The sequence below is a fragment of the Psychrobacter sp. K31L genome (genome assembly GCF_017942195.1).
Lineage (GTDB): Bacteria > Pseudomonadota > Gammaproteobacteria > Pseudomonadales > Moraxellaceae > Psychrobacter > Psychrobacter glaciei.
In genome coordinates, this window is sequence record NZ_JAGKSC010000001.1 from 265,557 (window position 1) to 291,808 (window position 26,252).

At 42.5% G+C, this 26,252-nt stretch carries 23 protein-coding genes and 1 pseudogene; 10 read left to right on the plus strand and 14 right to left on the minus strand.

Annotation, left to right across the window (positions count from 1 at the left end):
* Positions 1–157 precede the first annotated feature (157 nt).
* A complete protein-coding gene (prfA, locus tag J5X94_RS01025) occupies positions 158–1,249 on the minus strand; it encodes a peptide chain release factor 1 (protein WP_010198072.1) in 1,092 nt (363 codons plus the stop codon).
* 264 nt (positions 1,250–1,513) lie between these two features.
* Positions 1,514–2,659 carry a beta-ketoacyl-ACP synthase III gene (locus tag J5X94_RS01030; RefSeq protein ID WP_210539439.1) on the minus strand — a complete coding sequence of 382 codons (1,146 nt, stop codon included), beginning with the start codon at positions 2,657–2,659 and terminating at the stop codon, positions 1,514–1,516.
* 296 nt (positions 2,660–2,955) lie between these two features.
* Between J5X94_RS01030 and pnuC the strand changes: the two genes are divergently transcribed.
* From pnuC to creD, 4 genes are all read left to right on the plus strand, one after another.
* Positions 2,956–3,669: a nicotinamide riboside transporter PnuC gene (gene pnuC, locus J5X94_RS01035; RefSeq protein ID WP_210539441.1), complete on the plus strand. Its 714-nt coding sequence runs from the start codon at positions 2,956–2,958 to the stop codon at positions 3,667–3,669.
* The gene (locus J5X94_RS01040) at positions 3,620–4,219 is read left to right on the plus strand and encodes an AAA family ATPase (RefSeq protein WP_210539444.1); all 600 of its coding nucleotides are present in this window, start codon (positions 3,620–3,622) and stop codon (positions 4,217–4,219) included. Before pnuC ends, J5X94_RS01040 begins: the two co-directional genes overlap by 50 nt.
* 74 nt (positions 4,220–4,293) lie before the next feature.
* Positions 4,294–4,818: a TIGR00645 family protein gene (locus tag J5X94_RS01045; RefSeq protein ID WP_189581882.1), complete on the plus strand. Its 525-nt coding sequence runs from the start codon at positions 4,294–4,296 to the stop codon at positions 4,816–4,818.
* Between the two features lie 129 nt (positions 4,819–4,947).
* A complete protein-coding gene (creD, locus tag J5X94_RS01050) occupies positions 4,948–6,585 on the plus strand; it encodes a cell envelope integrity protein CreD (RefSeq protein ID WP_210539446.1) in 1,638 nt (545 codons plus the stop codon).
* A 145-nt stretch (positions 6,586–6,730) separates the two neighbouring features.
* On the opposite strand, the gene J5X94_RS01055 is transcribed toward creD, so the two are convergent.
* The gene (locus J5X94_RS01055; protein ID WP_210539448.1) at positions 6,731–7,414 is read right to left on the minus strand and encodes a DUF421 domain-containing protein; all 684 of its coding nucleotides are present in this window, start codon (positions 7,412–7,414) and stop codon (positions 6,731–6,733) included.
* Between the two features lie 445 nt (positions 7,415–7,859).
* Here J5X94_RS01055 and J5X94_RS01060 point away from each other — a divergent pair, with 445 nt between their 5' ends.
* Together J5X94_RS01060 and J5X94_RS01065 are read left to right on the plus strand one after the other, a co-directional pair.
* Complete coding sequence (locus J5X94_RS01060; protein WP_210539449.1) at positions 7,860–8,771, plus strand: DMT family transporter; 912 nt, start codon at positions 7,860–7,862, stop codon at positions 8,769–8,771.
* A gap of 261 nt (positions 8,772–9,032) precedes the next feature.
* Positions 9,033–9,980: a DMT family transporter gene (locus J5X94_RS01065; RefSeq protein ID WP_210539451.1), complete on the plus strand. Its 948-nt coding sequence runs from the start codon at positions 9,033–9,035 to the stop codon at positions 9,978–9,980.
* Between the two features lie 294 nt (positions 9,981–10,274).
* Here the strand turns inward: J5X94_RS01065 and J5X94_RS01070 are convergent, their stop codons facing one another.
* Entirely contained in the window at positions 10,275–10,688 is a 414-nt protein-coding gene (locus J5X94_RS01070) for an organic hydroperoxide resistance protein (RefSeq protein WP_194618576.1), read from the minus strand.
* A 234-nt stretch (positions 10,689–10,922) separates the two neighbouring features.
* On the opposite strand from J5X94_RS01070, the gene J5X94_RS01075 reads away from it, so the two are divergent.
* The gene (locus J5X94_RS01075) at positions 10,923–11,780 is read left to right on the plus strand and encodes an AraC family transcriptional regulator (RefSeq protein WP_228293099.1); all 858 of its coding nucleotides are present in this window, start codon (positions 10,923–10,925) and stop codon (positions 11,778–11,780) included.
* A gap of 289 nt (positions 11,781–12,069) precedes the next feature.
* Complete coding sequence (locus J5X94_RS01080) at positions 12,070–12,405, plus strand: hypothetical protein (protein ID WP_189581866.1); 336 nt, start codon at positions 12,070–12,072, stop codon at positions 12,403–12,405.
* Between the two features lie 157 nt (positions 12,406–12,562).
* On the opposite strand, the gene J5X94_RS01085 is transcribed toward J5X94_RS01080, so the two are convergent.
* The 8 genes and pseudogenes from J5X94_RS01085 to J5X94_RS01120 form a co-directional block, all read right to left on the minus strand.
* On the minus strand, positions 12,563–12,931 hold the full coding sequence (locus J5X94_RS01085) for a hypothetical protein (protein ID WP_210539453.1): 369 nt from the start codon (positions 12,929–12,931) through the stop codon (positions 12,563–12,565).
* A gap of 325 nt (positions 12,932–13,256) precedes the next feature.
* Complete coding sequence (gene hrpA, locus J5X94_RS01090; RefSeq protein ID WP_210540019.1) at positions 13,257–17,420, minus strand: ATP-dependent RNA helicase HrpA; 4,164 nt, start codon at positions 17,418–17,420, stop codon at positions 13,257–13,259.
* A 198-nt stretch (positions 17,421–17,618) separates the two neighbouring features.
* Positions 17,619–18,377, minus strand: a complete 759-nt coding sequence (locus J5X94_RS01095; RefSeq protein ID WP_210539455.1) for a hypothetical protein — start codon at positions 18,375–18,377, stop codon at positions 17,619–17,621.
* A 45-nt stretch (positions 18,378–18,422) separates the two neighbouring features.
* Positions 18,423–18,740: a hypothetical protein gene (locus J5X94_RS01100; protein WP_210539457.1), complete on the minus strand. Its 318-nt coding sequence runs from the start codon at positions 18,738–18,740 to the stop codon at positions 18,423–18,425.
* Between the two features lies 1 nt (position 18,741).
* A complete protein-coding gene (locus tag J5X94_RS01105) occupies positions 18,742–19,332 on the minus strand; it encodes a DUF1543 domain-containing protein (protein ID WP_210539459.1) in 591 nt (196 codons plus the stop codon).
* A gap of 91 nt (positions 19,333–19,423) precedes the next feature.
* Positions 19,424–20,236 (minus strand): metallophosphoesterase family protein, encoded by an 813-nt coding sequence (locus J5X94_RS01110; RefSeq protein WP_210539461.1) that lies wholly within the window; start codon positions 20,234–20,236, stop codon positions 19,424–19,426.
* Positions 20,229–21,266 carry an alpha/beta fold hydrolase gene (locus tag J5X94_RS01115; protein ID WP_210539463.1) on the minus strand — a complete coding sequence of 346 codons (1,038 nt, stop codon included), beginning with the start codon at positions 21,264–21,266 and terminating at the stop codon, positions 20,229–20,231. The genes J5X94_RS01110 and J5X94_RS01115 overlap by 8 nt, the downstream gene beginning before the upstream one ends.
* A gap of 229 nt (positions 21,267–21,495) precedes the next feature.
* A pseudogene (locus J5X94_RS01120) lies at positions 21,496–22,921 on the minus strand (SLC13 family permease).
* 331 nt (positions 22,922–23,252) lie between these two features.
* Between J5X94_RS01120 and J5X94_RS01125 the strand changes: the two are divergent.
* Positions 23,253–23,417: a hypothetical protein gene (locus tag J5X94_RS01125; protein WP_189581845.1), complete on the plus strand. Its 165-nt coding sequence runs from the start codon at positions 23,253–23,255 to the stop codon at positions 23,415–23,417.
* A 28-nt stretch (positions 23,418–23,445) separates the two neighbouring features.
* Here J5X94_RS01125 and J5X94_RS01130 read toward each other — a convergent pair whose 3' ends face one another.
* Together J5X94_RS01130 and J5X94_RS01135 are read right to left on the minus strand one after the other, a co-directional pair.
* Positions 23,446–24,156, minus strand: coding sequence for a YoaK family protein (locus J5X94_RS01130; RefSeq protein ID WP_210539465.1), 711 nt, complete (start codon positions 24,154–24,156; stop codon positions 23,446–23,448).
* Positions 24,157–24,334: 178 nt separating this feature from the next.
* Entirely contained in the window at positions 24,335–25,144 is an 810-nt protein-coding gene (locus J5X94_RS01135) for an enoyl-ACP reductase FabI (protein ID WP_010196229.1), read from the minus strand.
* Positions 25,145–25,636: 492 nt separating this feature from the next.
* Between J5X94_RS01135 and folE the strand changes: the two genes are divergently transcribed.
* Positions 25,637–26,233, plus strand: coding sequence for a GTP cyclohydrolase I FolE (folE, locus tag J5X94_RS01140; RefSeq protein ID WP_010196233.1), 597 nt, complete (start codon positions 25,637–25,639; stop codon positions 26,231–26,233).
* Positions 26,234–26,252 lie beyond the last annotated feature (19 nt).

Sequence of the window (26,252 nt, forward strand, 5' to 3'; positions counted from 1 at the left end):
CGGGGCGGGACTATTTTTTGCCAATACATGGCGAAATTGTCTAAAAAATAGCCACCGCCAATGCCACATTCGAATGTTCAACAGATCCTATTATTATAAAAAAAATGACATCATGATGAAAAATCATAAAACTGCCAATGTGTTATAGGATTGGCTGCTAGTCACCACCGCCGATACTCGCCATCAAATCAGCCTGATGCTCACGTAGTAATGAGTCAAGAATCTCATCCAAGTCGCCTTCCATAATAGAGTCGAGCTTGTATAAGGTCAGGTTGATACGATGATCGGTCATACGCCCTTGCGGGAAATTATAGGTGCGAATACGCTCACTGCGATCGCCACTACCGATTAAGTCGCGGCGCATCGAATCAGCAACATCGACTTGTGCTTGTACCTTAACCTGCTGAATACGTGAAATGAGCATTTTCATCGCTTGTGCGCGGTTTTTGTGCTGGCTACGCTCTTGCTGACACTCTGCGACTGTGCCCGTTGGAATGTGCGTTAAACGCACGGCTGAGTCAGTGGTGTTAACGTGCTGACCACCAGCACCGCTTGAACGGAACGTATCAAAACGGATATCAGCTGGGTTGAGCTCGACGGTATCATCAATCTCAACTTCAGGCATGACTGCAACGGTACAAGCTGAGGTGTGCACACGGCCTTGGCTTTCGGTTTCAGGAACACGCTGGACACGGTGCACGCCAGACTCAAACTTTAGGCGACCATAGACGCTGTTGCCTGATACGCGAGTGATGATTTCTTTATACCCGCCATGCTCACCTTCGCTTGCAGACAGCACGTCCAATGTCCAGCCTTGGCTCTGCGCGTATTTTTGGTACATTCGGAACAAGTCACCAGAGAAAATCGCTGCCTCATCGCCGCCAGTTCCTGCACGAATCTCCAAAAATGCTGGCACTTTATCGTTAGGATCTTTTGGTAGCATCATAAGATTAAGCGCTTCTTCCATCTTTATGATGGTATCACGAGCATTATCAATCTCGTCTTGCATCATCTCTTTCATGTCAGGATCTGTCGCATCGGCCAGCATAGCTTCTGCATCGGCCTGATCCGTTTCTGCACCCACGTAGTTTTGCCATAAAGTAGTGATATCCATCAAGTCGCTGTGCTCGACAGACAATTCACGGAATTTATTATTATCACTAATGACACTAGGATCTGATAACAAGGCGGTGACCTCTTCATAACGGTCTACCATCTGGTCTAAACGCAGGCGTAAGGATTCTTTCATAAAAGGACTTTTAATTGGATGATAAGAGTAAGAGCGTGATTATAGCAAATTTTTCACCGTAAATTAAAACCTCTGAGTAATCTTGCTGCTATTCTAAGTAATTTTGCCATTCTATTGGCAGACATTCCTATCGCTGCTGAAATATTCCCCTGTTTTCTCATCAGTTAGTGGTTATAAAATGCAATGCTAAAAACGTAGACATAAAAAAATAGCCAAGAAGGATCTTGGCTATTTTTATCGTTAAAAAAGATCTAGAATGAAACGCTACACTTTACGAACCAATACTGAGCCAATCGAATAACCTGCGCCGAATGAACAAATTACACCCAAATCACCTGATGCTAACTCATCTTTATAGCGATGGAACACAATCATCGGGCTGGCTGAGCTGGTATTGGCAAATTCAGCAATGACGCTTGGGACAATCGCTTTATCTGCTTCTTTACCGATGACCGTACGTAGAATTAAATCTAACATATTGGCATTGGCTTGGTGTAACCACATCATTTTCACATCACTGGCTTGTAATTCGTTCTCAGTCAAATGCTCTGTGATGATCTCTGACACTTTTGGACAGACTTCACGGAATACTTTACGGCCATTTTGCAAAAACAACTTATCCGTGACTGGTTCTTTGATATCTGGATACATATCAGTCTGTGCCGCTAAAAACTCTGAGCGATCCATAAAGCCGTATTCGTTTTTGATGTTAGTCGAAAACTGAGTAAATAGCTTAGAGTTAAGAATCTCATAACCTTTTGGCGTATCGAGATCTTCAACGATAGACGCTGTCGCTACGTCACCAAAGATGAAGTGGCTATCACGGTTACGCCAGTTTAGATGCGCCGAGGTAATCTCAACGTTGACCACAGCGATGCGCTTGGCCAAACCAGAGACGATAGAACCATGTGCTTGTGATAGACCAAAAGTCGCGGCACTACAAGCGACGTTCATATCATAAGCAAAGCCGCCAATCATACCGATTTCATTTTGAATCTCGATGGCAACCGCAGGATAAGTGCGCTGGAAGTTTGAGCAAGCAAGGATAATACCATCCAAGTCATTGGCCTCAAGTCCAGCATCTGCCAAAGCATCTCTAAGCGCTGCGGCACCCATTTCTGCCATGATAGACAGCTCTTCGCCTAGATTGCGATAAGGAATCACGGGAGCCATGATTTCAGGATCTAAAATGCCGTCTTTTTCCATCACATAACGTGATTTGATACCCGATACTTTTTCGATAAAAGCGGCTGAAGAAGGCTCAAGTGCGGTCACAGTCTCTGCTGCTATCTCATCAGCATGCTGTGCATTATAATTTTCAACATACTGGTTAAATGACTCTACTAACTCTTCGTTGCTGATGCTATAAGGTGGGATATATAGGCCCGTGCCCGTGATACAAGTCGTCATGATAAGCTTCCTTGTCTACTACTGTGGTGCTTGGAATAAGCATAAAAGTGGAAAAATAATAGCCATTCAATTTCAGTGAATAACTGTAAACTTAAAATCAGTGCCTTTATTATGCCTGAATATTATTATTTTTCTAATACTTTGTTACAAATAATCTGTTTCTCGCCATAAATAAGCAAAGACTCAGTTCATTTTACGGTAGCTACGTTATAATTGGCGCTGTTTTACTCTGTACTATTCATCGAACTATATTATTTAGCAAAAATATCAATACACGCTCATATTTAGGAAAGCTAATGGCAGAACTTCTCAATTGGTTATTTGGTCAATACGCTGACTACTCTACGATATTCATTGTCCTTGAACTGATTGCCGTTGTCTTCGGTGTGGCCAGTGTCTTACTCGCCAGCAAAACCAATATTCTGGTCTTTCCTATTGGCTTGGTCAGCACTGCTATATTTGTCTATTTACTGTGGAAGTGGCAGCTGTTTGGCGATATGTTTATCAACGCTTACTATACCGTGATGAGCCTATACGGCTGGATTAATTGGTCAAAGAATAAGAAGATTCAATCTGTCGAGCATAAGCAGTCAGACGATGCTAATAATGTCCGTATCGAGCACCTGCATGCAGGCGATATACCTATATTGTCTGCTTTGGCGGTAGGAACAATGGCTTTTGTGGCGCTGATTTATTATTTCCGTCCAGTGATTAATAACGGTTTTAGCTTCGATGGTGCAGTACTTGGACTGCATTTATTTACGTGGGTCGACTACACTGATATGCTCACTACCGCTTTATTTTTAATGGCGATGTGGCTCATGGCACGGCGCAAGATTGAGCATTGGATACTGTGGATTGTTGCCGATGCGATATCGGTACCGCTATACTTTTATAAAGGTTTTACGTTTACCGCGCTACAATATGTAGTCTTCACTCTCATCGCAATCTGGGCATATTATGAATGGCAACGACGCTATCGCATTCAATCTCACGCAGCATACGCCTAAATCTGTCATAAATGTCGCTGTTTTAGGCGCAGAAAGTACGGGCAAGACGACTTTATGTCGGGATTTGGCAGCGTATTTTGACTGCCCTTGGGTATCAGAATATATGCGCACCTACCTACAAGCAAAGTGGGATGACGAGCAGCTGACTTGCACGTGGGATGATCTGCTACCTATCGCACAAGGTCAGATTGCATTAGAAAATAAACTGGCCAAACAAGTCGCTCAGACGTCCGATGCTAGCCATTATTTGTTTTGTGACACCAGTCTGTTTGAGCTAATGGTTTATTCCAATTGGTACTATGGCGACTGTCCTATCGCCCTTGAGCAAGCGGCATTGGCACATCATTATGATTTGATATTATTGACTGACGTTGATACGCCATGGGTGGCTGATGACTTGCGGGATAGTCCGCATCAACGTGACGAGATAAGCGCCTATTTCGCCAGCCAACTAAATAAGCACCAAAGACCATTCCAGCGCATTGGTGGCGATAGACAGGAGCGAGTTCAGCAGGTAGTAGCGCAGCTTACTGACATTAGCAATATATAGCCTCATAGCAACTTTATTAGAATGTATCAATAAATTCATCATTACTTTTATCTTTAAAAACCTAAGAGATATCCATGCTAAAAAAGTTTGAATTTTACTTAGAAAAAACCATATTCAATAGCCGCTGGATACTAGCGCCTTTTTATCTAGGGCTCGTGCTAGGTATTATTTTATTATTTGTTAAGTTTGTTCAAAAAACATTTATGATGTTCAACACTGTATTTAGCGCCTCGGTATCAGATGTCATTGTCAATATATTAGTGCTAGTCGACCTCTCGTTAGTAGCCAGTTTGTTATTAATCATCATATTCAGTGGCTATGAAATATTTGTCTCAAAAATTGATACGGGCGATCATGTTGATCGACCCAGTTGGATGGGGAAAGTAGATTTTTCTGGGCTTAAATTAAAAGTCATCGGTGCCATCGTTGCAATTTCTGCCATTGATCTTTTAAAATCCTTTATGGATATTCCTAATGAATTGAGTGAGGGTGAAGCAGACAAACTCATGTGGAAGGTCATTATTCACATGACATTCGTTCTATCCGGCCTGCTATTTGCGATTATGGACAAAGTGGTTGGTGACACCAAAAAGCACTGATTTTTATTATTCCACACACTCTCCATTGTTCTTACATATTTTTTCTTTATCACTCCTTTATGATTTTCTTTGAACCTATTGACTGTTATATGGACAGTTTTGGAATAAAGAGTCATATGAGGAGTTTTCATGCAAAAAACACTATTTACCAAATTATCTATCATCGCTGGGCTGTGCATTATTTTCGCCATCGGTCTCAATATGATTGGCTCAGTAATTTACGAGCGACAAAATTATGCCGCGTCGGTGATCAAAGAAATCGCCCAGCAGCATATCAATCCGCAAGAAGTCATTACACCATTTATTGCCATTCCGACTACTGTCACGCCTGAGTGTCAGATTACAGCGCCTGGCACAACCAGTAAATGTGCACCGTCCTACTCAAAAATTGAAACCATTTTTGCAAACCAAACCCAAGCAACACAAGATCTTGAGGTAAGCACTGACACCTATAAGCGCGGCATCTATCATGCGACCAGTTATGATGGGGCGTTGACATTTGACCAACGTTACACTTTTGATAAAGCCATCAGCCGCTTATATGAAGCGACGAGCACGGCTAGTGCAGAGCAAAGCTCCGTCAATACACCTACCATTAATAATAAAACGAAACCCAGAGAAACCATCATTCACTGGAATGACGCAAAATTGATTATTCCAGTATCAGATCTGCGCGGCGTCGCGACTCTACCAACGGTGACCATTGAGCAAAAACCGCTAAAAGCGACTTACCCGCAGACACCGTTACTGAAAAACCTGACCTATGTAGAAGTCGCTATTCCGCAAAACATATTGCAGCGTGCCACGAAAAACATGGCTAGCCAGCAGAATAAAAGCAGTCTCATTGCCACAAGCACCAACAGCGAGGCATTAGCCAGTACAGATATAGACAGTCAGTCGTCCGATATTAAAGACAATCAAGCGACTGACATCATGATTGACTTGCCATTAGCGGGTATCAGCAATTTAAATACGGTTCCGACTGGACAAAACTTTAACTTAACGATGCGCAGTAATTGGCATGCGCCCAATTTCATTGGTAAGGCGCTCCCTAATGCCAAGAAATTCACTGCTAACGGTTTTGAAGCCAGTTGGCAAAATCAGTATCTAACGATCGCCAACAATCAAGATTTGTCGCAGTGTCTTGGCATTGCTAACAACCGATGTGTCGTCATCAGCAAAGCCACTCTCGATACCAGTAGCCAGTCAATGACTCCTGATGATGCGATTACAGCAATAGAAGGTATTGTCACAGAAGAAGGCACTACCATGACTGACAGCTACCAAAATGTGCGCCTGAACAGCTTTGGTGTGAGTTTTGCTGAGCCTAATGACGTATATTTACAGACCGAACGAGCGATGAAATACGCCTTATTATTAATCTTGGTCTCATTCGGCACTTTTTTCTTATTTGAAGTGATTAAATCCAGCCGCATCCACCCTATTCAGTACCTGTTGGTCGGTTGTGCGCTGTTTGTTTTTTATGTTTTATTATTACCACTTGCTGAGCAAATCGTCTTTTGGAAAGCTTATGCCATTGCTGCCAGCGCCTGTGTTGGACTCATTGGTTGGTATACTTATTATGTACTGGGCGGCATCAAACGAGCCGCGATTTTTACTGCCACACTGGCAGGATTGTATGCCTCATTTTTCGGCATCTTAACCACTGAAGATATGAATTTATTGCTTGGTGCTGTTTTCTGTTTTGTACTACTCGCTTGCGTGATGGTCATGACCCGTAAAATTGACTGGTATAAAATTGCCTAACTTAGTTAGAGCATGCCAAAAACGTTCAGTCTAGGGCAGCCTTACGTTGGTATAACTTGCTAAACCTACCAACATAAGACTGCTCAATCTACTCATAGACAATTCAATATAGTTGTCATCTAATTCATTATCATCTAATTCACTGTCATCTAACAATCTTGCTATTTAAGGCTTTTGCCCAGTCTCTACAGTCGTTTTCACAGCGTTCGCAGCACTGATTGGGGTCAGATAGGTGATTGACGTAGCCACAATGCATACATGCATAATACGTTCCCCATTCTATCTCTTTGACGGGTTGATACTGCTTAGGGAAAAGTGGCATACCATAGACGGTATGATCAGGTGCATATAACAAAACACTAAAATTACCATCTGTCTCTAGCAAGCCAGTACGCACTTGACCCAGATGCTCAACCCCTTGTTGGCGCATTTCAGCAAAAAACTCATCATGGGACATTTTGCCCTTTTTAATTTTATCGAGTACCAGCATGCCGTCTTCTACAATGTAGAGCGACTTCCCTTCTAGTAGATCTTCGAAAGGCTGATATTTCATCATAGCCCAAGTACATAAACGATAAAGCAGAATTACCGTACTCATAATCAGTACAGCCTGAATAATCGGAAGATCCTCAGTAAACATGGGATCACCTGCAATGGAACCAAGTGATAAAATAATGGTCAGCTCAAAAATAGACAGTTGGCGCACGCCGCGCTTGCCAGTAAAGCGTAAAAACAAAATGATCAGAGCAAACATCACGATGACGCGTATCACAATTTCAGCGGCAAATGCCCACGTGGTGTCATAAATAAAAATACTTGCCCAATCCATATCTTTTTTTCCTTGTCATTTTCAAATCGAGCCTATTTATAAGGTATGTATCATTTTAATTTATAAGTTAGGGTTTTTGGTATTGCACTATACTACTTCCATTCCAATATAAGGCTCAACCATAAATTTTTGCTATAGTCGATCCAAGATATTTTGGATACAAGGAAGGCGAGTAAAAGTGCCATAGATGATAAACTAAGCGCGCTTGACACCATATAAATGCTCAACAGACTCTAGGGCGTGTCCTCATTTCAAAAATGGTAATAAAAATGAGATAAATTGCAGTCAAACGAGGAAAATAGCGCAGATAATATCGGGGTATTAACCAGCTATTTAACGATTTTTGACAAAATTTAGCCATTTTTAGCCCGTTTAGATATGATCAATTAAATTGAGGACACGCCCTAGTTAATCAAAACCAATTTAATGATTGTAGGAATTATTTTTGAAAGCCACGTTATACACGATTATTGCCTTAATAGCATTTGCCGCAAACTCTCTTTTTTGTAGAATGGCCTTGGCAGAGGGATACATAGATGCGTGGAGTTTCACCATCATCCGTCTGCTTAGTGGTGCTATCTGTCTGAGCATTATTATGGGCGTTTATAGCTATAACCTACGACGCAAAGATTTAACCTTCAACAATCCACAAAATAAAGCTATTTTGAAAGACAAAGGCAGCTGGCTCAGCAGTCTAAGTTTGGTGGTGTATGCGCTTTGCTTTTCGATTGCCTATGTTGAGCTTGACACCGGAACTGGCGCGTTGATTTTATTTTCAGCGGTTCAACTCACCATGATTGGTTGGGGTATTTACAAAAAAGAGCAGTTGAGTGCCTTACAATGGATGGCTTTTATCGTAGCAGTAGCAGGTTTTGTCTATCTTATGCTGCCATCAGCAGCTGTCCCATCCGTATTGGCAGCGACATTGATGGCCATCAGTGGTGTAGCGTGGGGCATCTACAGTATACGCGGCAAAACCTGTGTATCACCGTTACGAGCCACGGGCTTTAACTTTATCAGAAGCCTCGTCGCTATTCCGCTACTACTCATCATTGGTATGGTTTATTTAAAAAGCATGCCATTGTCCACTATCAGTATCGAGGGCATCTTATTGGCTTGCGCGTCGGGCGCAATTGCTTCTGGCATGGGCTACAGCGTTTGGTATATGGCAATGCCTTTATTAAAAAGCACTCAGGCGGCAGTAGTACAACTCTGCGTACCAGTATTGGCTGCCATACTTGGTGTGGTATTTTTATCGGAGCAACTGACCCTACCGTTTATCCTAGCAAGTGCGGTCATCTTGGGCGCGGTACTGGTATTTATCTTAAATAAAAAAACACCACAGACCGTGAGTTAATATTATGAGGCATGGTAAGTCCGATATAAAATGACTGACTCTATGTCATACCCATCAAAAATAAGAATGCCAGTAGCATAAGTTACTGGCATTTTTTATGTGTGGTTATGACTATGTAACAGCCAATATACTCAACTGGTTTTGGCTACCGTGTCTTTAATAATGATATTCTATCTAGGGCGTGTCCTCAGCCTGAACGAAAGCGGCTAAATGAGAACACGCCCTAATAATCGGCTTCATTACTTATTACTAGGGTAGTTCATGAGTGAATCAACCAATAACAACTCATTTTATAAAAGACACACTTGGCTTGTCCCGTTAACTTGCCTGTTGGCTGGTGGCGCCTTGATAGGTATTTCCACCAATCTAGCAAAAGCGGCAGGGCAAATTGGCTTGTCGCCACTCGCCTTTCTTTTTTGGTCGATTACTGGTGCAGCGTTCCTACTATCAGCCGTGGCAATTTTACGACATGATTTGCCGCCGCTAACTGTCCGTAGTTTAGAATACTATTCGGTTGCTGCTCTTGTCAGTGTTGCGGGCTCCAACTTGATTTTATTTTCTGCAATTCCACAAGTTGGTGCAGGTTTTGTCGCCTTAATTATCGCTTTGCCACCATTGCTCACCTATCTTGGCGCGCTATTTATGCGTATGGAGACATTCAATGTCGTTCGCGCTATGGGCGTGGCGGCAGCGCTGAGCGGTGTGGGTGTCTTAGCCATACGCAAGTTTTCGGCTCCCGATGCCAGTATTTTCTGGATTTTACTCGCGCTGTGTGGCCCTGTTTTGCTAGCGATTGGGAATATCTATCGTACCTTGCGTTGGCCAAATTCGGCGTCGCCCAGTTCGCTGGCACCCGGCATGTTAATCGCGGCGGCTATCTTTCTAGGTGTGGTTGGCACCTTGCCGAACTTCTCACTTGCTGTGCCAACGGGCGCATTACTGCCTATTGGATTGATTGTGCTACAAGCCTTTATCTTTGCTGGACAATTTTTATTGCTATTTTTATTGCAAAAAACAGGCGGTCCCGTGCTATTAAGTTTATTAGGCTCAGTAGGCGCAATCGTTGGCGTGCCGGTGGCCATCTTTTTGCAGGGAGAAAGTCCACCGGAGGGTCTGTTTTTAGGGGCTTCCTTAATTGCCCTTGGCATCGTATTGGTCACTTGGGGTGGCGTAAAAATGATAGTAATTCCAGATAATACGCATCAGTAAGGCATGTCCTCATTTTAAAAATACGGATCACACCAAACCCAAAAAGTACGATTAGCTGTGTCAAACTCGCTTAATCTACAATGCGTAGTACTTATATTCGTTTTCCTTGCTACTCTAATTTTTGTGAATAGTATCACTTCTTGCTATTGCAACTTCATCTGAAAATCATATTTATTGATGACAAAAAAACGCCAGTAACTTAAACTACTGGCGTTTTTTAGCAGTTTATGCAGGCTTATAAATTATTGATTTACTAGCATAAAACCATAATCGCTCTACTGCACAGAACTTATATTAGACAACGGTCACGTGTAAGCGTGCATCAACATTACCACGCGTGGCATTGGAGTACGGGCAAACTTGATGGGCCGTTTCAATCAATGTTTGCGCTTGTGCTTCGTCAATGCCAGACACTTCAACGTATAAATCTATATCTAAGTTATAGCTGCCATCTTGCTTCATACCAATACCAACTTGGGTAGAGGTTTTCGAAGCCGTGATCGGCAGTTTCATTTGTTGCGCCGTCAGGTTCAAGGCACTATCAAAACAGGCCGCGTAGCCCATCGCAAAAAGCTGCTCTGGATTAACACCCTCTTTGTCTTGCTCTTGAAAAGAGACCAAATCAAAGCCTAATGAGCCATCATCTAAGCCTGTATGTCCAGAACGACCACCGGTTGCTGTTGCGCGAGTTTTATAGAAAATTTTCATAATATATTCCTTTTTTGATGTTATTAGAAGTCATGCTTGTTTTGTTTCAATGGAGTTATTATAGGCACTCTCAGCTTAAAGCGTTAGAATAGTCCTCCAAAACTCTTGCCTAATTCTATAAATATATGTACGATTAAACCATTCATTACATCAAAGACATACTATAAAAAACATCAAACCGAGAAACACCAAGCTTATAAACTTTCAATCAACACCCCTTTATCTAAGATAACTATGATGCAGCCAACAACGATTGCGCAACTACTTAACATACTGCCCAAGAATCAGACCATCGAGTCTGCTATTCCGGGTTTATTTTTCTACTGTGCAGATAGACCCAATAGAACCGTCAGCTATATTCAAGAGCCTAGTATTTGTATTGTATTGCAAGGTGAGCGAGAGATTTATTTAGGAAATGATTGCCAAAATTTTGATAATAGCAACTTGATGTTTTGCCCCGTAAACATTCCCCTGAGCATGCATGTCAAACATGCCTCAGTAGACAGTCCTGTTATTGTGCTGTCTATAAGGTTAGACCTTGCTATGATTAGAGAAATATTGGCCCAGATACCGCCCGCACGAAATACAGAAGAAAAGCATCTGGGTATAAAATGGCATTTGGATAATACGATACTTGCCGCCTTTGAACGACTCATCAACTTGCTCGATTATCCAAACGATCTCGATTTTTTGTCTAAATTAATTCAACAAGAAATCTACTACCGGCTGCTCTCAGCACAGCAAGGCAATAAATTGCGACAGCTCGTCGTCAATGGCAGTCATACGCATCGTATCAGCCAAGCAACGGATTGGCTCAAAGCGCATTTGAGTGAACCCGTCATCATCGAAGAGCTGGCCAGTAAATGTGGTATGAGTGTCTCAGGGTTTCATCAGCATTTTAAAGAGATCACCCAATTAAGTCCGCTGCAATACCAAAAAAGCCTACGCTTGATGGCAGCGAGGCAGCTTATTCAACGTGGTGAGTCACAAATTTCGCAAGTCGCCATGCAGGTAGGTTATGAAAGCCCCAGTCAATTTAGCCGCGAATACAAGCGCTTGTTTGGGGTCAGTCCGAGCAGTGAGCTTAATTAATACATCTAATAATCTGGCGCACACGTTATGAAATAACACTCAGACCTTGATGACTTTGGTCTTCTAGGTCAGCGTAGCTTTTGACTTCATTTTATTACTCTGCGTACTCATATCAAGGAGACACTTAGACGTCCCAATCGAATTATTTACGAAATGTTTTAATCCAGAAAATAACAGTTGACTTACCCTATATATTCATAATATAACATATATATAATTTATGCATTCAGGGCTATTAAAACACCGTTATTCCTAGGTTAATCACAAGCATATTTCGTGAGGAGCTACTATGATTCGTTTCAGTTACACACTCAAATGCTGGACACTAAGTACTGTCTTTTACTCGGTCTTTTACTTTTCCGTATTAATGACAGATCCTGATTTTGGTAAATACAACCATATGTTAGCGCTAAGCACATTGCTCTTCCCGATTTCCAAGCGGGCAATTGACGTATTGAGTGACTCTTTAAGGCTCGATTTCGATATGTTTGATGGTTTCTTATCGCCCTTACTCATCAATATTACGATATGGCTGCTTACCCCTTTTATCGTCTTTTTAACATTTATTGCTTTTTTGGCTTATAGCATGGGCGTGGTAAAAAGAAATCTGAATCGTCGAAACTAATAGCCAAAATCCCCTAATGCCACCTTGGATGCTTTATTCTAAGTATTTCTGAGCAAACAGTATTGGCTTGAATATTAGAATTCACGTAGGGCGCGCTAAGTTCACTGATAAAAATAAGATCTAATGAAATTAGTGCGTAGAACGTACCCTACTCAAACTACGTACAAATTCTACGAACCGTTAGTTGTTTTTGATACTTACCTAAAGGACCGTATTTACCCACAGAACTAATCTTACCAACGACGCAAGTGTCAAAATATTTGTAATAGCCTTTTTGATTTATACTTTTCGAATCTTTTATTAATAACTGCTTTGGATCTGATACATAGTAAGTGATGCCATTAGAAACGAACTCATGAACCTCAAAGCTTCTTTTAAAACTGCCTCGTAACTGCACTTCTTTTTCTACGCTTGTTGGCGCGAATGCCTTCGCATTTTTATTATTACTGGCTTGTGTTTCATCACAGCCCGTACTCATAAACATAGTTGATGCAAATCCTAATATTATCAATCTATCTTTAATCATTATTTTTTATCCTGCTCAAAAATCTACGTCAATGTATTGAATAAAGTCCAAAAAACTCTGGGCCGTGTCCTCATTTTAAAAACGGCTATAAAAATGAGATAAATTGCAGTCAAACGAGGAAAATAGTGCCAATAATATCTGTATATTAGGATCTGTTGAAAAAATTTAGCCCATTTAGATACAATCGCTTGAATTTAGGACACGCCCTAGTGTAAAAGAATAATAGCCCTTTAATTTAATCAAATATTATCGACTAAATTAAATGGCTATACAATACAATGGTCATATGTTGTCAATGAGCAAGCTTTAACACTCATATCGAGCCTTAACTCACTTTATCCCACATCTTGCTTAGACGCTTCGGTGATACCGCCATACGGGTTTTCATGGGCTGCGCGAACAGTTGAATACGATACTCCTCGACCATCCAGCGGTACTCGCTGATAGACTCATTGTTGGCGCGACCTGCCAGACGCTCCATGTGCAAGTCCAATGCATAGACACCATCTAGGTCGGCTTCGATATTGTGTTCAAGGCGCTCAATGCGAACCTCCAGCGCTTCTAGGTAGCGCGGATACTGCTGCCATTGACTGTAATCCATATGATAGACAAAGTTGGCTAATTGCAAGTCCTGCAACTGATCCTCGATGTCTTCGATAGACTCACCAAAGATCTCTCGATCGAGCATGAGCAAACTCTGACGAATGCGTTGCCAGCGAGTGTAGACGTTTTTGAGAGTTTTTATGACAGCTTGACCAGTCAATAAGAAGTTGCTCAACACAACTTCAAGTGTTTTCCCATACTCCTCTGGCGTGAACGGCAACTCCTCGCTTAAGCCAACAGCGATATCATCAGCGCTCTCTGGCAAATCTTCACTATGATCAAATAAAATATAGTGCTCTTCCAGAGCGGCATCTAGCGTCGCATCGATAACAATGGTTTTTAAGGCTTCCATGTCGCCAAGGGGCGCAAATGCCAGTTTGAATATCTTATCAATTTGGCTGGTCAGCTGTTTTTTCTTGGCGCCAAGCTTACCTTTGATTAAGGTCAATACCCCGATACGGTGCGCCTGCAATGCGGCGTTTACATCGGTATACTGATGGATCGATACCGCCTCACCTGCCTCGTCAGCGACCAAAGCAGCAAACTGTTTCATCACCACGCCTGCGCTATGATGATTTTTGCTAAAGGCAAAATGCTCAGGGAATTCGGTATGCGCGCCTTGCTGCTCATTCACAGCCTGTCTGGTCTCAGAGGCGTGGCGAATCTGTAGCGTCTGGAGATCGCGACCTTTTTCTATAATGTGATTTTTATCATCGACTACACAGATTTGTGGCTGCAAATAGCGATCAATGGCAGAGGGATTGAAATTGTCTGCTGTAACCGACATAATGCCGCGACGGTTTAAGGCTTGGCAAAGCTGCTTGAGCAATCCTTGTCCACCAGCGGGTTGCAATTCATCAAACAAACTATCAGCAGTATCGGGAATCGGTACGATTTGACGGCGAATATCTTTTGGCAGTGACTTAAGTAATTGCAATACCAACTCAAAGCGCCAACCGGGTACGCCCCATAACAGCTCGATAGCATCTAGCTGCGGTAGCGCCACAAGCGGTACGCGAATGGTTACACCATCATCATCGCTCGCAGGATCAAAAATATAGCGTAGTGGTAATTTCAAATCACCCAGCTGCCACACTTCTGGAAAGTCACCTGTGGTCGGTGCTTGGCTATTGAGTACGTCGTCATCGGTGAAGAAAAGATGCTTGGTATCAGTTTTTTCAACCTCGGCACGCCAATCTTCAAAAGCCTTACGACTGGCGACATGCTCAGGGATTTTCTTGTCGTAGAACTGGTACAGCGTCTCTTCATCGACCAATAAATCACGACGGCGCAGTTTGTCTTCGATACGCTCAACATGAGCGATTTTGTCCATATTATGCTGCAAGAATGGCGCTTGGCGACCCAAGTTACCCGTTACCAAACCATCTCGGATAAAGATTTCTCGTGACTCAACTAAATTGACTTGCTCATAATTGGTCAGTTGCTTACTGATAATAATTAGACCAAATAAACTAATCTGTGCGTAAGCTTTAACACGTCCCGTTTTCTTCGACCAATGCGGCTCAAAGTAGTGATACTTCAATAAGTCACCTGCCGCTGAGATAATCCATTCTGGTTCAATTTTGGCAACAGTACGCATAAAGACTTGCGAGGTTTCTACAACTTCAAACGCCATGACCCACGGTGGTATCTGTTTAAACACCGTACTCGCTGGGAAGATTTTGGTTTTTTGCTGGCGCGCCGCTAGATATTCACCACGACTTTCAGTCTTGTGAGCAATCGTAGACAACAGACCTGTTAATAATGCGCGATGTAAATTGGCATATTTGACCGCTTTGATTTCTTCATCATCAATCGCTGTTGGATCGTTAGTCACGTTTTCTAACGTATCCGTAGTTTTTGCCTCTTTAACATCCGTAAGCTTGAGGTCGGTGACCATTTGCACCAACTGGCGATGAGTCTGACTCCATTCACGCACCCGTGGAAAGCTCAGATAGTTTTTCTTGGTAAATTGCTTGCGTTGATTACCAGAGAGCTTGTTGCCATCTTCATCGGTTTCAAACAAGGCTTTCCACAGACTTAGATAAAATAAGAAATCTGAGTCATCTTGGCGAAATTCTGCATGCTTTTGATCCGCTTGTTGACGCTTATTGGCAGGACGCTCGCGCGGATCTTGTACGGCAAGCGCAGCGACCACAATAAGCATTTCACGAATACAGTCAAAATCAGAACCAGCAACCAGCATACGTGCCAGCCTTGGATCAATTGGCATACGTGCCATCTTTTGACCAGTAGGCGTCAGGCTTAAATGATCGAGACCTTTTTTTGCTTTTGGCTTGTTGGTCTGAGGAGAGGCGACAGCTTCGCTTTTAGCCGTAATTGCCCCTAACTCATCGAGTAATTTATGACCGTCAGTAACTAAACGACTATCGGGTGGCTCAATAAACTCAAAATCATCAACGCTACCTAAACGCAGATTGGCCATTTGTAAAATAACTGAAGCTAAGTTAGTACGCAGAATCTCAGGCTCAGTAAACTCAGGGCGACCAGTAAAGTCCTCCTCGCTATAAAGACGAATACAAACACCTGGTGCGACACGACCACAGCGACCTTTGCGCTGATTAGCAGCCGCTTGTGAAATCGCCTCAATCGGTAAACGCTGCACGCGTGAACGATATGAATAGCGTGAAATCCGTGCAAAGCCCAGATCGATCACATAGCGAATACCGGGCACGGTTAGCGCTGTCTCAGCCACGTTGGTCGCGATAACGATACGTCTGCCGCGACCGGACGGCTGAAAAATACGCTGCTGCTCTTCATACGTCTGTCGCGCAAACAAAGGCAACACTTCAGTGTGCTTCGGGCCATGACGCTCTAGCACCTCTTGTGTCTCACGAATCTCTGCTTCGGTCGCGGCAAATATCAAGATGTCTGCTTGATCAGCATGACCTTTGCTTTGGGCGTCGCTAAAGCATTCCTCTACCGCAGCCACAACCGCCCGTGGCAGGTTCTCTTCAAAATCATCGTAGCTGTCATCATCCGAGCTGGTCACCGGCTCATCAGTCAGCGGACGATAGCGAACTTCAACGGGGAAGCTACGCCCTTCGACATTAAAAATCGGTGCGGGTACGTTACGTTTCAGTTTATTGTCATAACGACTGAAATATTCACTAAAGCGCTTGGTGTCAAGCGTTGCAGAAGTGATAATAACTTTTAGATCAGGACGCTTGGGCAATAGCTTTTTCAAATAACCCATAATAAAATCGATATTTAGACTACGCTCATGGGCTTCATCAATGATAATGGTGTCGTACTTACTTAAAAATCGGTCATGTCCTAGTTCAGCCAGCAAGATACCATCAGTCATGAGCTTAACGACCGATTGCGCTGTACCCTGCTCATTAAAGCGAATCTTAAAGCTAACCGTATTACCTAACTGCTCGCCCAACTCCTCAGCGATACGATTCGACACACTCCGTGCTGCCAATCTTCTTGGCTGCGTATGCCCTATTTGCCCAGTAATACCGCGACCTGCTAACATCGCAAGCTTCGGTAACTGAGTGGTCTTACCCGAGCCTGTCTCACCAGCAATGATAATGACTTGATTATCAATAATGGCTTGTATTAAATCTTCTGCTCGCTGACTGACAGGTAAATCAAGGTTTAATTTAGCTGGCAAGTCCTGAGGAATACTATTGATACGCGCTTGCACTGCTTGCTGCGAGCGGATTTTGATTTTGTCGTACTGCGCGCGTTTTTTCGCTAACTCTTTCTCAGTTTTCTCTTGCTTATTATTAGTAGCATTATCAGCACCTTCGTTGGTTTTCTTATTTTTAAATACAGCAGCACGTGCCAGCTCACGTTCCAAACGGCTTAGATAGTAACTGTCTTTTGCCAGTACGGGCAGTTCTGCAAAGTTATTTATATCATTTGTTTCAGCTAAATCGCTAGCTGAATTATTTAAATTCTCAGAAAAATCATCGCTTGCTAAACTTGGACCATCATTAAAAGTATTAGACATATTTGCTTAGGCTATTTATTGTTTATAAGTGGTTTGATTATGGGGGTAATTTGGGTCAGATTCAAGGTGGTTATAGTGCTTGCTTGGCAGCTGAGACCTCTTTTACCTATTTTCAAAACGCTCATTTAAAATCTTTTCAAGCTCATCAGTCACAGGCTTAAATTTAAAATGCTCTGGCTCCATTTGAGCAATCAAAGCATACTGATCATTTTCAATCGAGTTATTCTCACAAGAAAAATGATTCATCTCTTGACCAGTGATAGTATTAATAATATAAAAGGTGGTATCGCCATCTTCAAATTGCGACAGCTGATAATAATTATTCGGATCCCTCATAATGAGTCTAGTACTATTTAAATAAGTCACATAATGGGCGTCCTCAGCAGCTTGCTGCGCCTCTAGCTTTAAAGTATTGCCTTGGGTGGCAAAATAATACTTGAGCATATAACCAATATCGCTATTAATCACATCCAAACGTAAATGCTCACCCTCTTGTGTGATGCATTGATAGATCATAAAAGGTTCATAAACCCGTGGTTCAGTAGCGACATTCTCGTCCACTATACTCTCCCACTCCATTCCCATAATAGGCGCATCTAACATGAGGCTTCCATCCTCAATCAACTTATACCCTGCTGGTACGTCTTGATCTTCGACCGTAAACTGGAGGTTTAACAACTCATTATTTTCTTTTCGAGCATTGTCAGTGTCGCTACTCAGTGCCGCTGTAGTGTCGTCCGATGTGTCTTGTTTATTCTTTTTATCCCAGAGTGTTATAGCCACTAGGACAATAAAAATTCCTATCCCAAGGCCAACACCTGCGATAATCCACTTAACAAATCCTCTTATAAAATTTTTCAAATCTACCAGCCATATTTTATTTTTATGAATAAATTATTTGTAAATTTAATCATTACTCGTATGAATAGTCTGCTGACTAGTAGCCGCTTGCATAAAGAAGTTCTGCATCTTTTGTAGTGGCACCCTAGGGAAAGGTAGGTGTAGCGAGAGTATTAACTTTTCAAACGCTAGTATCTCATCAACTAACGCGTGCGAGATATCAGGTTGAATCTGCGGATTGTCATACAGATTATCAATTAACCAAGTGAGTTGCGGAAAACTGGCATTATCATGAATCTGATATAGGGCGGGCACTAGCTCATCAGAGATTTGGCAGCGCGTTTTGCGAATTATGCCGTTCTTAAAGTACATATTTAAAGCCATATTATGTCAACTTCCTTAAATTCTTAATACTGAGGTAACCGACGTACTCTTTGTCATCATCGGTATTTGCAAGTGCATGACTATCATGAGCAATAGGTTCAATTAAAATCTGTACGTTTGAGATAAGATCATTAACGTTATAAATATCGTCGATATCCACCGCAAATTTATCATCAATATGCGACGCGGCATCGAAAGGTGAATCTTTATCTTTAAAAGTAAACTCTTTATAAAATACACTCTGTTTGGCTTGTTTGACAGCATCGGCTTGAGTGGCAGCAACGATAAGTAGTTTATAATGAAACTCTTCAAAACTGCCCTGCTGATAGTCGCCTAAATTAATAAAAAACAGTTTTAGACCATTATTACCATCACTAGTTGCTGATTCAACTAATTTTATCGAGTGATTACCAACCTTAGTAATAGCGCGATACGAGTCGATGTGCCATTTATTTTTGACTTCAGGCCAATGGTGATTAATACCCTCTATTAGCTCGCTCACCTGATTGGCCACGCCAAAAAACATGTCATGCTGCTCAATCAAACGACCTTTTGGGCGACCACCAAGTTGCACCATAAATAGTGTTGGCATCTTATGCAATCCTTATTAAATATATGAAATCCATCGTTAGTCTACTCAATGTTATCAGCTTGGTCTAAAGGCAGTTTGACCCTTCCTATAGTTATAACACCCGCCCTGTCCTTAGCGCAAACGCCCAATCTTCACGACCGTTCATTGCAGCCAATTTGGCCGCAGCTTCATAATCATAAGGCACTTTGATATGCTCAACTTGCCAGTTTGTATCTTGCTTAGTACTTTGTATAGTACCTTGCTCAGCACCAATGCATTTAATAAGTGCGTAACTGGCATGGGGCGAATAGGTTTGCATTTTATGAGCGATAGGCAAATCATCTTCATAGGCTGGATAACCAACGCTACCTGTATTGACTATCATTTGCCCTGTCGATAGCGTAACGGTACGTGGGATATGAGTATGACCACAGATGATAACGGCGCTCTCAATACCGTTAAGCAGTGCCAAAATGTCTGCATCATCACGTACTATCGGCCGCCCTGTTTCAACATTTTCGAGCATATATACCATGTCATCGGTTGGTGACCCATGGCATAGATATATATCTTCACTGACATGATAATCAAACGGCAAATTCTGCATCCAGTTAATAGCCGCTCTAGGTAAGTCATTAAGGATAAAAGCCATGGTTGCGTTATCAGCAATATCTGCCGCTGTCGCTTCATAAATCTGTCTATCCTGATTCCCTCGAATCGTAATGATATCGTTCTGATGCGCCATTAGAAGCGCATAGGTATCTTTAGGGGCAATCGGTCCGTATAAAATATCACCCAGATTGACAATTTGATCGATATTGCGACGTTTGATATCAGCCAACACAGCTTCAAGTGCGAAGACATTGCTATGAATGTCGGAAATAGCGGCTATTGTCGTTATTTGTTTATTTTTTGAATTATTCATTTATTTGCTCACCAAGCAAGAACTGCTTTACGACTTTAACCGTCGCTACGGAATCCTCTTCGTGTGGTACATGTCCCAAATTATCGAATATTTTTAGCTGGCTATTAGCGATATCTCGATGAAACAGTTTGGCATTTTCTACTGGAATCAGGTCATCTTGCGCACCCCATAATATAAGGGTTGGTAAATCCAATTGTTTGATTTGTGCTTGGTTTGCCGTGTTATCCATCTCCAGCAAGCGTCGGTTTAGTGCCAGACGGTTGCCTTGACGTAAGGTCAAATCGTAATAACGATCCACTAAAGCCTCATCAACTTTACTGTCGTCCGCATAGACGCTTAAGATACTTTTTTTCACAACATCACGCGGTAGCACACGGCTAAGCAGTGGAGTCAATATGGGGTATTTCGCCAGTTTAAAACCAATAGGCACCTGCTTTGGTGTTGCAGGGTAGCCAACTGCATCGACCAATATAAGGTTATTAACCCGCTCAGGATATAATGCCGCAGTACGCCACGCGATTTTACCACCCAGCGAGTTTCCTGCTAACGTCACACGACCCACTTCCAAATGATCAAGCACATCAATGACGAACTTAGCATAATTGGCACTGTCATACTGAGTAGATTCATCGGTATAAGGGCCGGTCAAGCCAAACCCCGGCAGATCCATGCTGATGACACAATAGTCATCACTTAACTCACGCGTCCAGCCCTGCCACGTATGCAAACTTGCTGAAGTGCCATGTAGTAATACAATAGTTTTGGGCTGTCCCAAGGTTTTATCACTATAAAGATTAGATTCTATCTCATTTTTTATGGCGCTTTTGCTCGGATAGGCCATGCATCTTGGCGACCTGATCACATGCGCCTGCATACCTTGCACGTCTATAAACTCACTATTGGGCAGTTGCCAACGCTCTAGGTCGGCGACGCTTTTATCAGCCGCCCAATAGACTACGATTAAAGCCACCAATAAAACAGGCAGCCCCAAAACAATAAAGACCATGATTTTCGTTAGACGTTTTGCCATTTTTATTAAATCCGTTTAATGAGATGACGTTATTGATTATTGTTAGAACATGTCCTCATTTTAAATCAAGGTGATAAAAATCAGACAGATTGTCGTTAAAAAAGAGAAATCTTATACCGTTATTAGTTATGTTATACAGTCATTAAACCTAAAAAGAAACAAAAAACCCGATGCTTGAGAGTAACTCAAACATCGGGTGTCATGGATTTATAGTCAGCTTATTATAAGGCTAAATTAGGAAAAAATACGCCCATAGCCCTACCACAAAGGTGGCGATGATATTAAGAATAATACCCGTCCGTATCATCTCTGACTGCTTGATAAGCCCCGTACCAAATACAATCGCGTTTGGTGGTGTGGCGACGGGAAGCATAAAGGCACAAGAGGCACCAATACCGATGACCAGTACCAACACTTCATGTGGTAAACCCATCTGTTCAGCAATAGCAGCGAATACTGGTACTAATAACGCGGCAGAGGCAGTATTAGAAGCGAACTCTGTCAAGAAGATAATAAATGCCGATACCGCAATCATCACAATAATAAGTGGTGCCGAGGACAGCGCATTGGCGACCGTCTCGCCCAGCACCAAGGAGGCACCTGAAACTTTCAAAATTGTTGATAGTGCGATACCACCACCGAACAACATGAGCACACCCCAGTCAGTATTGTCAGAGACTTGTTTCCACGATACGAGCCCTAAGCTCACTCACCACCGCTGCAGCTGCTGACAAAGCAATGACCGCATCGGTATCAGTGATATCGAGTGCCGCACCGATTTTTTTGGAGAATATCCAGCTGAGTGCTGTCACGATAAAGACAATAATCGTTACTACACGAGGTTTATTCCACTCAATAGGTTCTTCTTCGACAAGGACGACCGTACGATTAAGATTGGGTTTCAGGAACAAATACATAGCGCCTAACAACAACGGCAATAGTACCAACATCATTGGAATACCGAATTTCATCCAATCGATAAACGCAATATCAAGCGCTTTTGCCGCGATGGCGTTAGGCGGTGAACCAACAATCGTACCCAAACCACCCAAGCTGGCAGAGTAAGCGATACCCAATAATACAAACACAAACGTACCGCGATCTTTTTCGCGGTCAACCTGCGTCAGAATACCAAGTGCAAGGGGCAGCATCATCGCAGCCGTGGCAGTATTCGATATCCACATCGATAAGAATGCAGTAACACCAAATATTAAAAATACAGCTGTACCAAGCTTGCCACCTGACATAGACAGAATTTTTAGCGCAATTTTTTTGTCCAATTGCTGTACATGCAAGGCGGCAGCCAAAGCAAAACCACCAAAAAATAAGTAAATCGTTGGATTAGCAAAGCTCTGCAAACCGATTTCGGCATCGAACTCTGGGATGCCAATTAGCGCACCAACTACCACCACTAATAGTGCAGTAATGGTCACATGTAGCGCTTCCGTCAGCCATAGCACACCGATGAAGAACAGCATAGCCAAGCCTTTATTGGCATTGATATCGAACGGCAATACATTGTAAATAATCATACTAACAATGGCAGCGATAATAACCAGTATCAGCCCTTTACCCGTACCCTTTGGAAAGGTATCGGTAAACAAATACTCATTGCCATCATTAGGAAGATGGCTGTCTAACTTTTGCTCTGACATAACATATCCTTATTGTCCTCAAAGACGTTATAAAAAACTAAAATATAAAGATGATTTTGAATCGCGACTGTTTTTTAACGATAACCTTTTAACGATAACCTTTTAACGATAACCTTTTAAAGATAACGTTATCCTACTAAGAAATTTATGTGGTTGAATGGCAGCCCCAATGATATTCCGTTACATATCGTCACTAAACAAGCGCACATCGCATATGTACAACGAGGTAGCGCTATCACATACTTGATGGGTAGAATAAAAATGAAACGCCAATGAATATTTACTATTCACCTCTTCGTTGGCAGTCAATAAAAATAATCAGGAGCATGCTATGACAGACTCAAATAAAACAGACGCAACCACGAAGATGGCACCAACAGATATCAACCAAGATGGTCTCGATAAAAAAGACCAACAGCGTACGGATGATTCTGCCCTAGATATGATGCAAGGTATGCACGAACATGAAGACCATGATTCAGAAGACGATAAATAATTCGGTATAAATAGCTATAAAAAATAGCCTAAAAGCGCTTATCTGATGATAAGCGCTTTTTTAGTTGTGGTGGTCTCTGTTCTGGCAGATGATCTGAGGCATAGTTATAGACGAATGCCGCTGTCAGTACGATAGTGATCGGTACAAACAACGCGCCATAGCCGATCTTGGCATATAAAAACGCGCCCACTACCCCGCCACCGCAAAAGCAATACCAAATAATCGCTTGAAAACCCAATGTCGGTTTACTGATCGAGCGTCCTGCTAGCCAATTACCAATAGCAGCACCCATATCTGACGTTAGACCGGTTAAATGGGTGGTACGAATAACAGCGCCGCTATAGGTCGCCACCATCGCATTCTGTAATCCGCACGCCATTGCCGCCGCCAATTGTCCAAAGTAATCATGTTCTTTATACAGCAGATAGCTGATCAGCAGTAATGCTGCTTCAATATACAGCGCCCGCCCATAGCGCCTTCCTAACTTCAATGAGGTTTGCCCAATGACAAAACCGCTCAATATTGCCCCTGCCAAAAATGACAACAACGACGCGCCAATATATAAAATACTGCGGGCATCAAAATGAGCAATAGCAGCAGCAAACAGACTCACGTTACCTGTGACATGCGAGACAGACAAATTGGTAAATCCCATCAACGCTGCCGTATTGAGGCAGCCCGCACTGAACGCCAGTACAGCCCCGCCCCACAGTATCCACCTTGGTAATTTGGTTATCATATCCACCACCTAAAGGCTTGTTACCGAAAAGCCCGTAGTATAACCAAAAAAGACAGCCGGTTGGCTGCCTTCTCTGTCATTACGCTAAGGGTTTATTATAACCAATGGCTCTTATGGCTTTTATAGTTCTCAAGAATTCATAAAACACAATAAATGCCAATTAAGACTTTTTGAATAATTACTGCTGTGGCTCATCAAGCATCATTAATTGTTCACTGATGGCGACAGTATTGAACCCAGCATCAACAAACATAATCTCACCAGTGATACCTGACGCCCAAGGCGATAGTAAAAACAAGGCCGCGTTGCCCACTTCTGTTTGGCTGACATTACGCTGTAGTGGTGCGATTTTTTCGCTGATATCGAGCATCTTGCGGAAAGACTTAATACCACTGGCAGCAAGCGTGCGAATAGGTCCTGCAGATATAGCATTAACACGTATGCCTTCGCCGCCCATAGAGGTCGCTAGATAACGCACGCTGGCTTCAAGACTGGCTTTTGCCATACCCATGACATTGTAGTTTGGCAATACTGAAATACTGCCTTCGTAAGTCAATGTCAACATAGAGCCATGGCGCATTGCTAATAATTCACGAGCTTCTTTAGCCAAAGCAACAAAACTGTAGCTCGATATATCATGGGCGATATGACTGCCTTCACGCGTCGTGGCGCTAACAAAATCTCCGTTCAGCTGATCCATCGGTGCAAAACCAATAGCGTGTACCACGCCATCAATACCATCACCCCAATGGGCAGTCACTTGCTCAAAGCAAGCAGCAATAGACTCATCAGAGGCAACATCACACTCCAGTACCAAATCTGCTTCGAATTTTTCAGCAGCCATATCGACGCGCTTCTTAATTTTGTCATTTGGGTACGTTAGGATTAGCGAAGCCCCTTCACGGTGTAACGCTTCTGCGATAGCCCAGGCGATAGAGAGCTTACTTGCGATGCCAGTGACGACGAATCTTTGTCCTTGAAGTAGCATAATATTTCCTTTTTGAATCGATAGAAATTATCTAGAATCGATATTTATTTAGAGTTTTTAAGTGAGAAGTAGCAAGTGATAAAAAATGTAAACCAGAAGATGGCCCATTATACATGAATTGATTTAAGTAAACAGTCGTAAACTGTACTTGAATGCCGTTATTCAAATACACTCATATCAAAATATGATGCTGACAATGATGGTCAGTATATTTTAACAGGCAACATTGATAATAAAACCCATATACCGTTATCTTTTTACTGCTTATTTTCAAAAATTCAGCCATTAGACACAATTGCCATAGTGGCTTCGATGGCACAATCGGCACCCCTCTTGCGATTAAACGCTTAACTGCTCGCCACAGCAGTATGAAGTTAAGCAGATTTCGAGTATAATCACAGCCCTTCCCAGCTTGCATAATTTTTATAAGAATCCTTACATGATAGGATTCAACGTTAAGCTACACCCACATTTTGGATGGCTGCCAAACCTATGAGTAACACTCCCATCATAACCCCAGATTATAAAGAAAGTACCGAATCTTATCGCCAACTGATTGAATCAACTGGCGAAGACTTAGATCGTCCTGGATTGCAAGATACGCCTATTCGGGCGGCAAAAGCCTTTGCTCATTTAACCCAAGGCTATCATCAAAGCTTAGATGAAGTGGTCAATGACGCAGTATTCCCATCGACCAACCGCGAGCTGGTGCTGGTGCAAAACATTGAGTTTTATTCGTTATGTGAACATCATATGCTTCCTTTTCATGGGGTTGCACATATTGGCTACCTACCGAATGGACAAGTATTAGGACTGTCAAAGTTTGCGCGTATCGTAGACATGTTTGCCCGTCGTTTACAAATTCAAGAAAACTTAAGTGAACAAGTGGCACAAACCATTATGGACGTGACGGGCTGCCGCGGTGTAGCCGTGGTGATGGATGCATCGCATATGTGTATGATGATGCGCGGTGTTAATAAGCAGCATTCAACCACACGAAGCACGGCGATGCTGGGCGAATATGTTCATGATAATCAAGCACGAAATGAGTTTTTGGGTGCTGTGCCTAAGCGCCAACCGGCATTTTAAAATGGTATTTTAGAATATT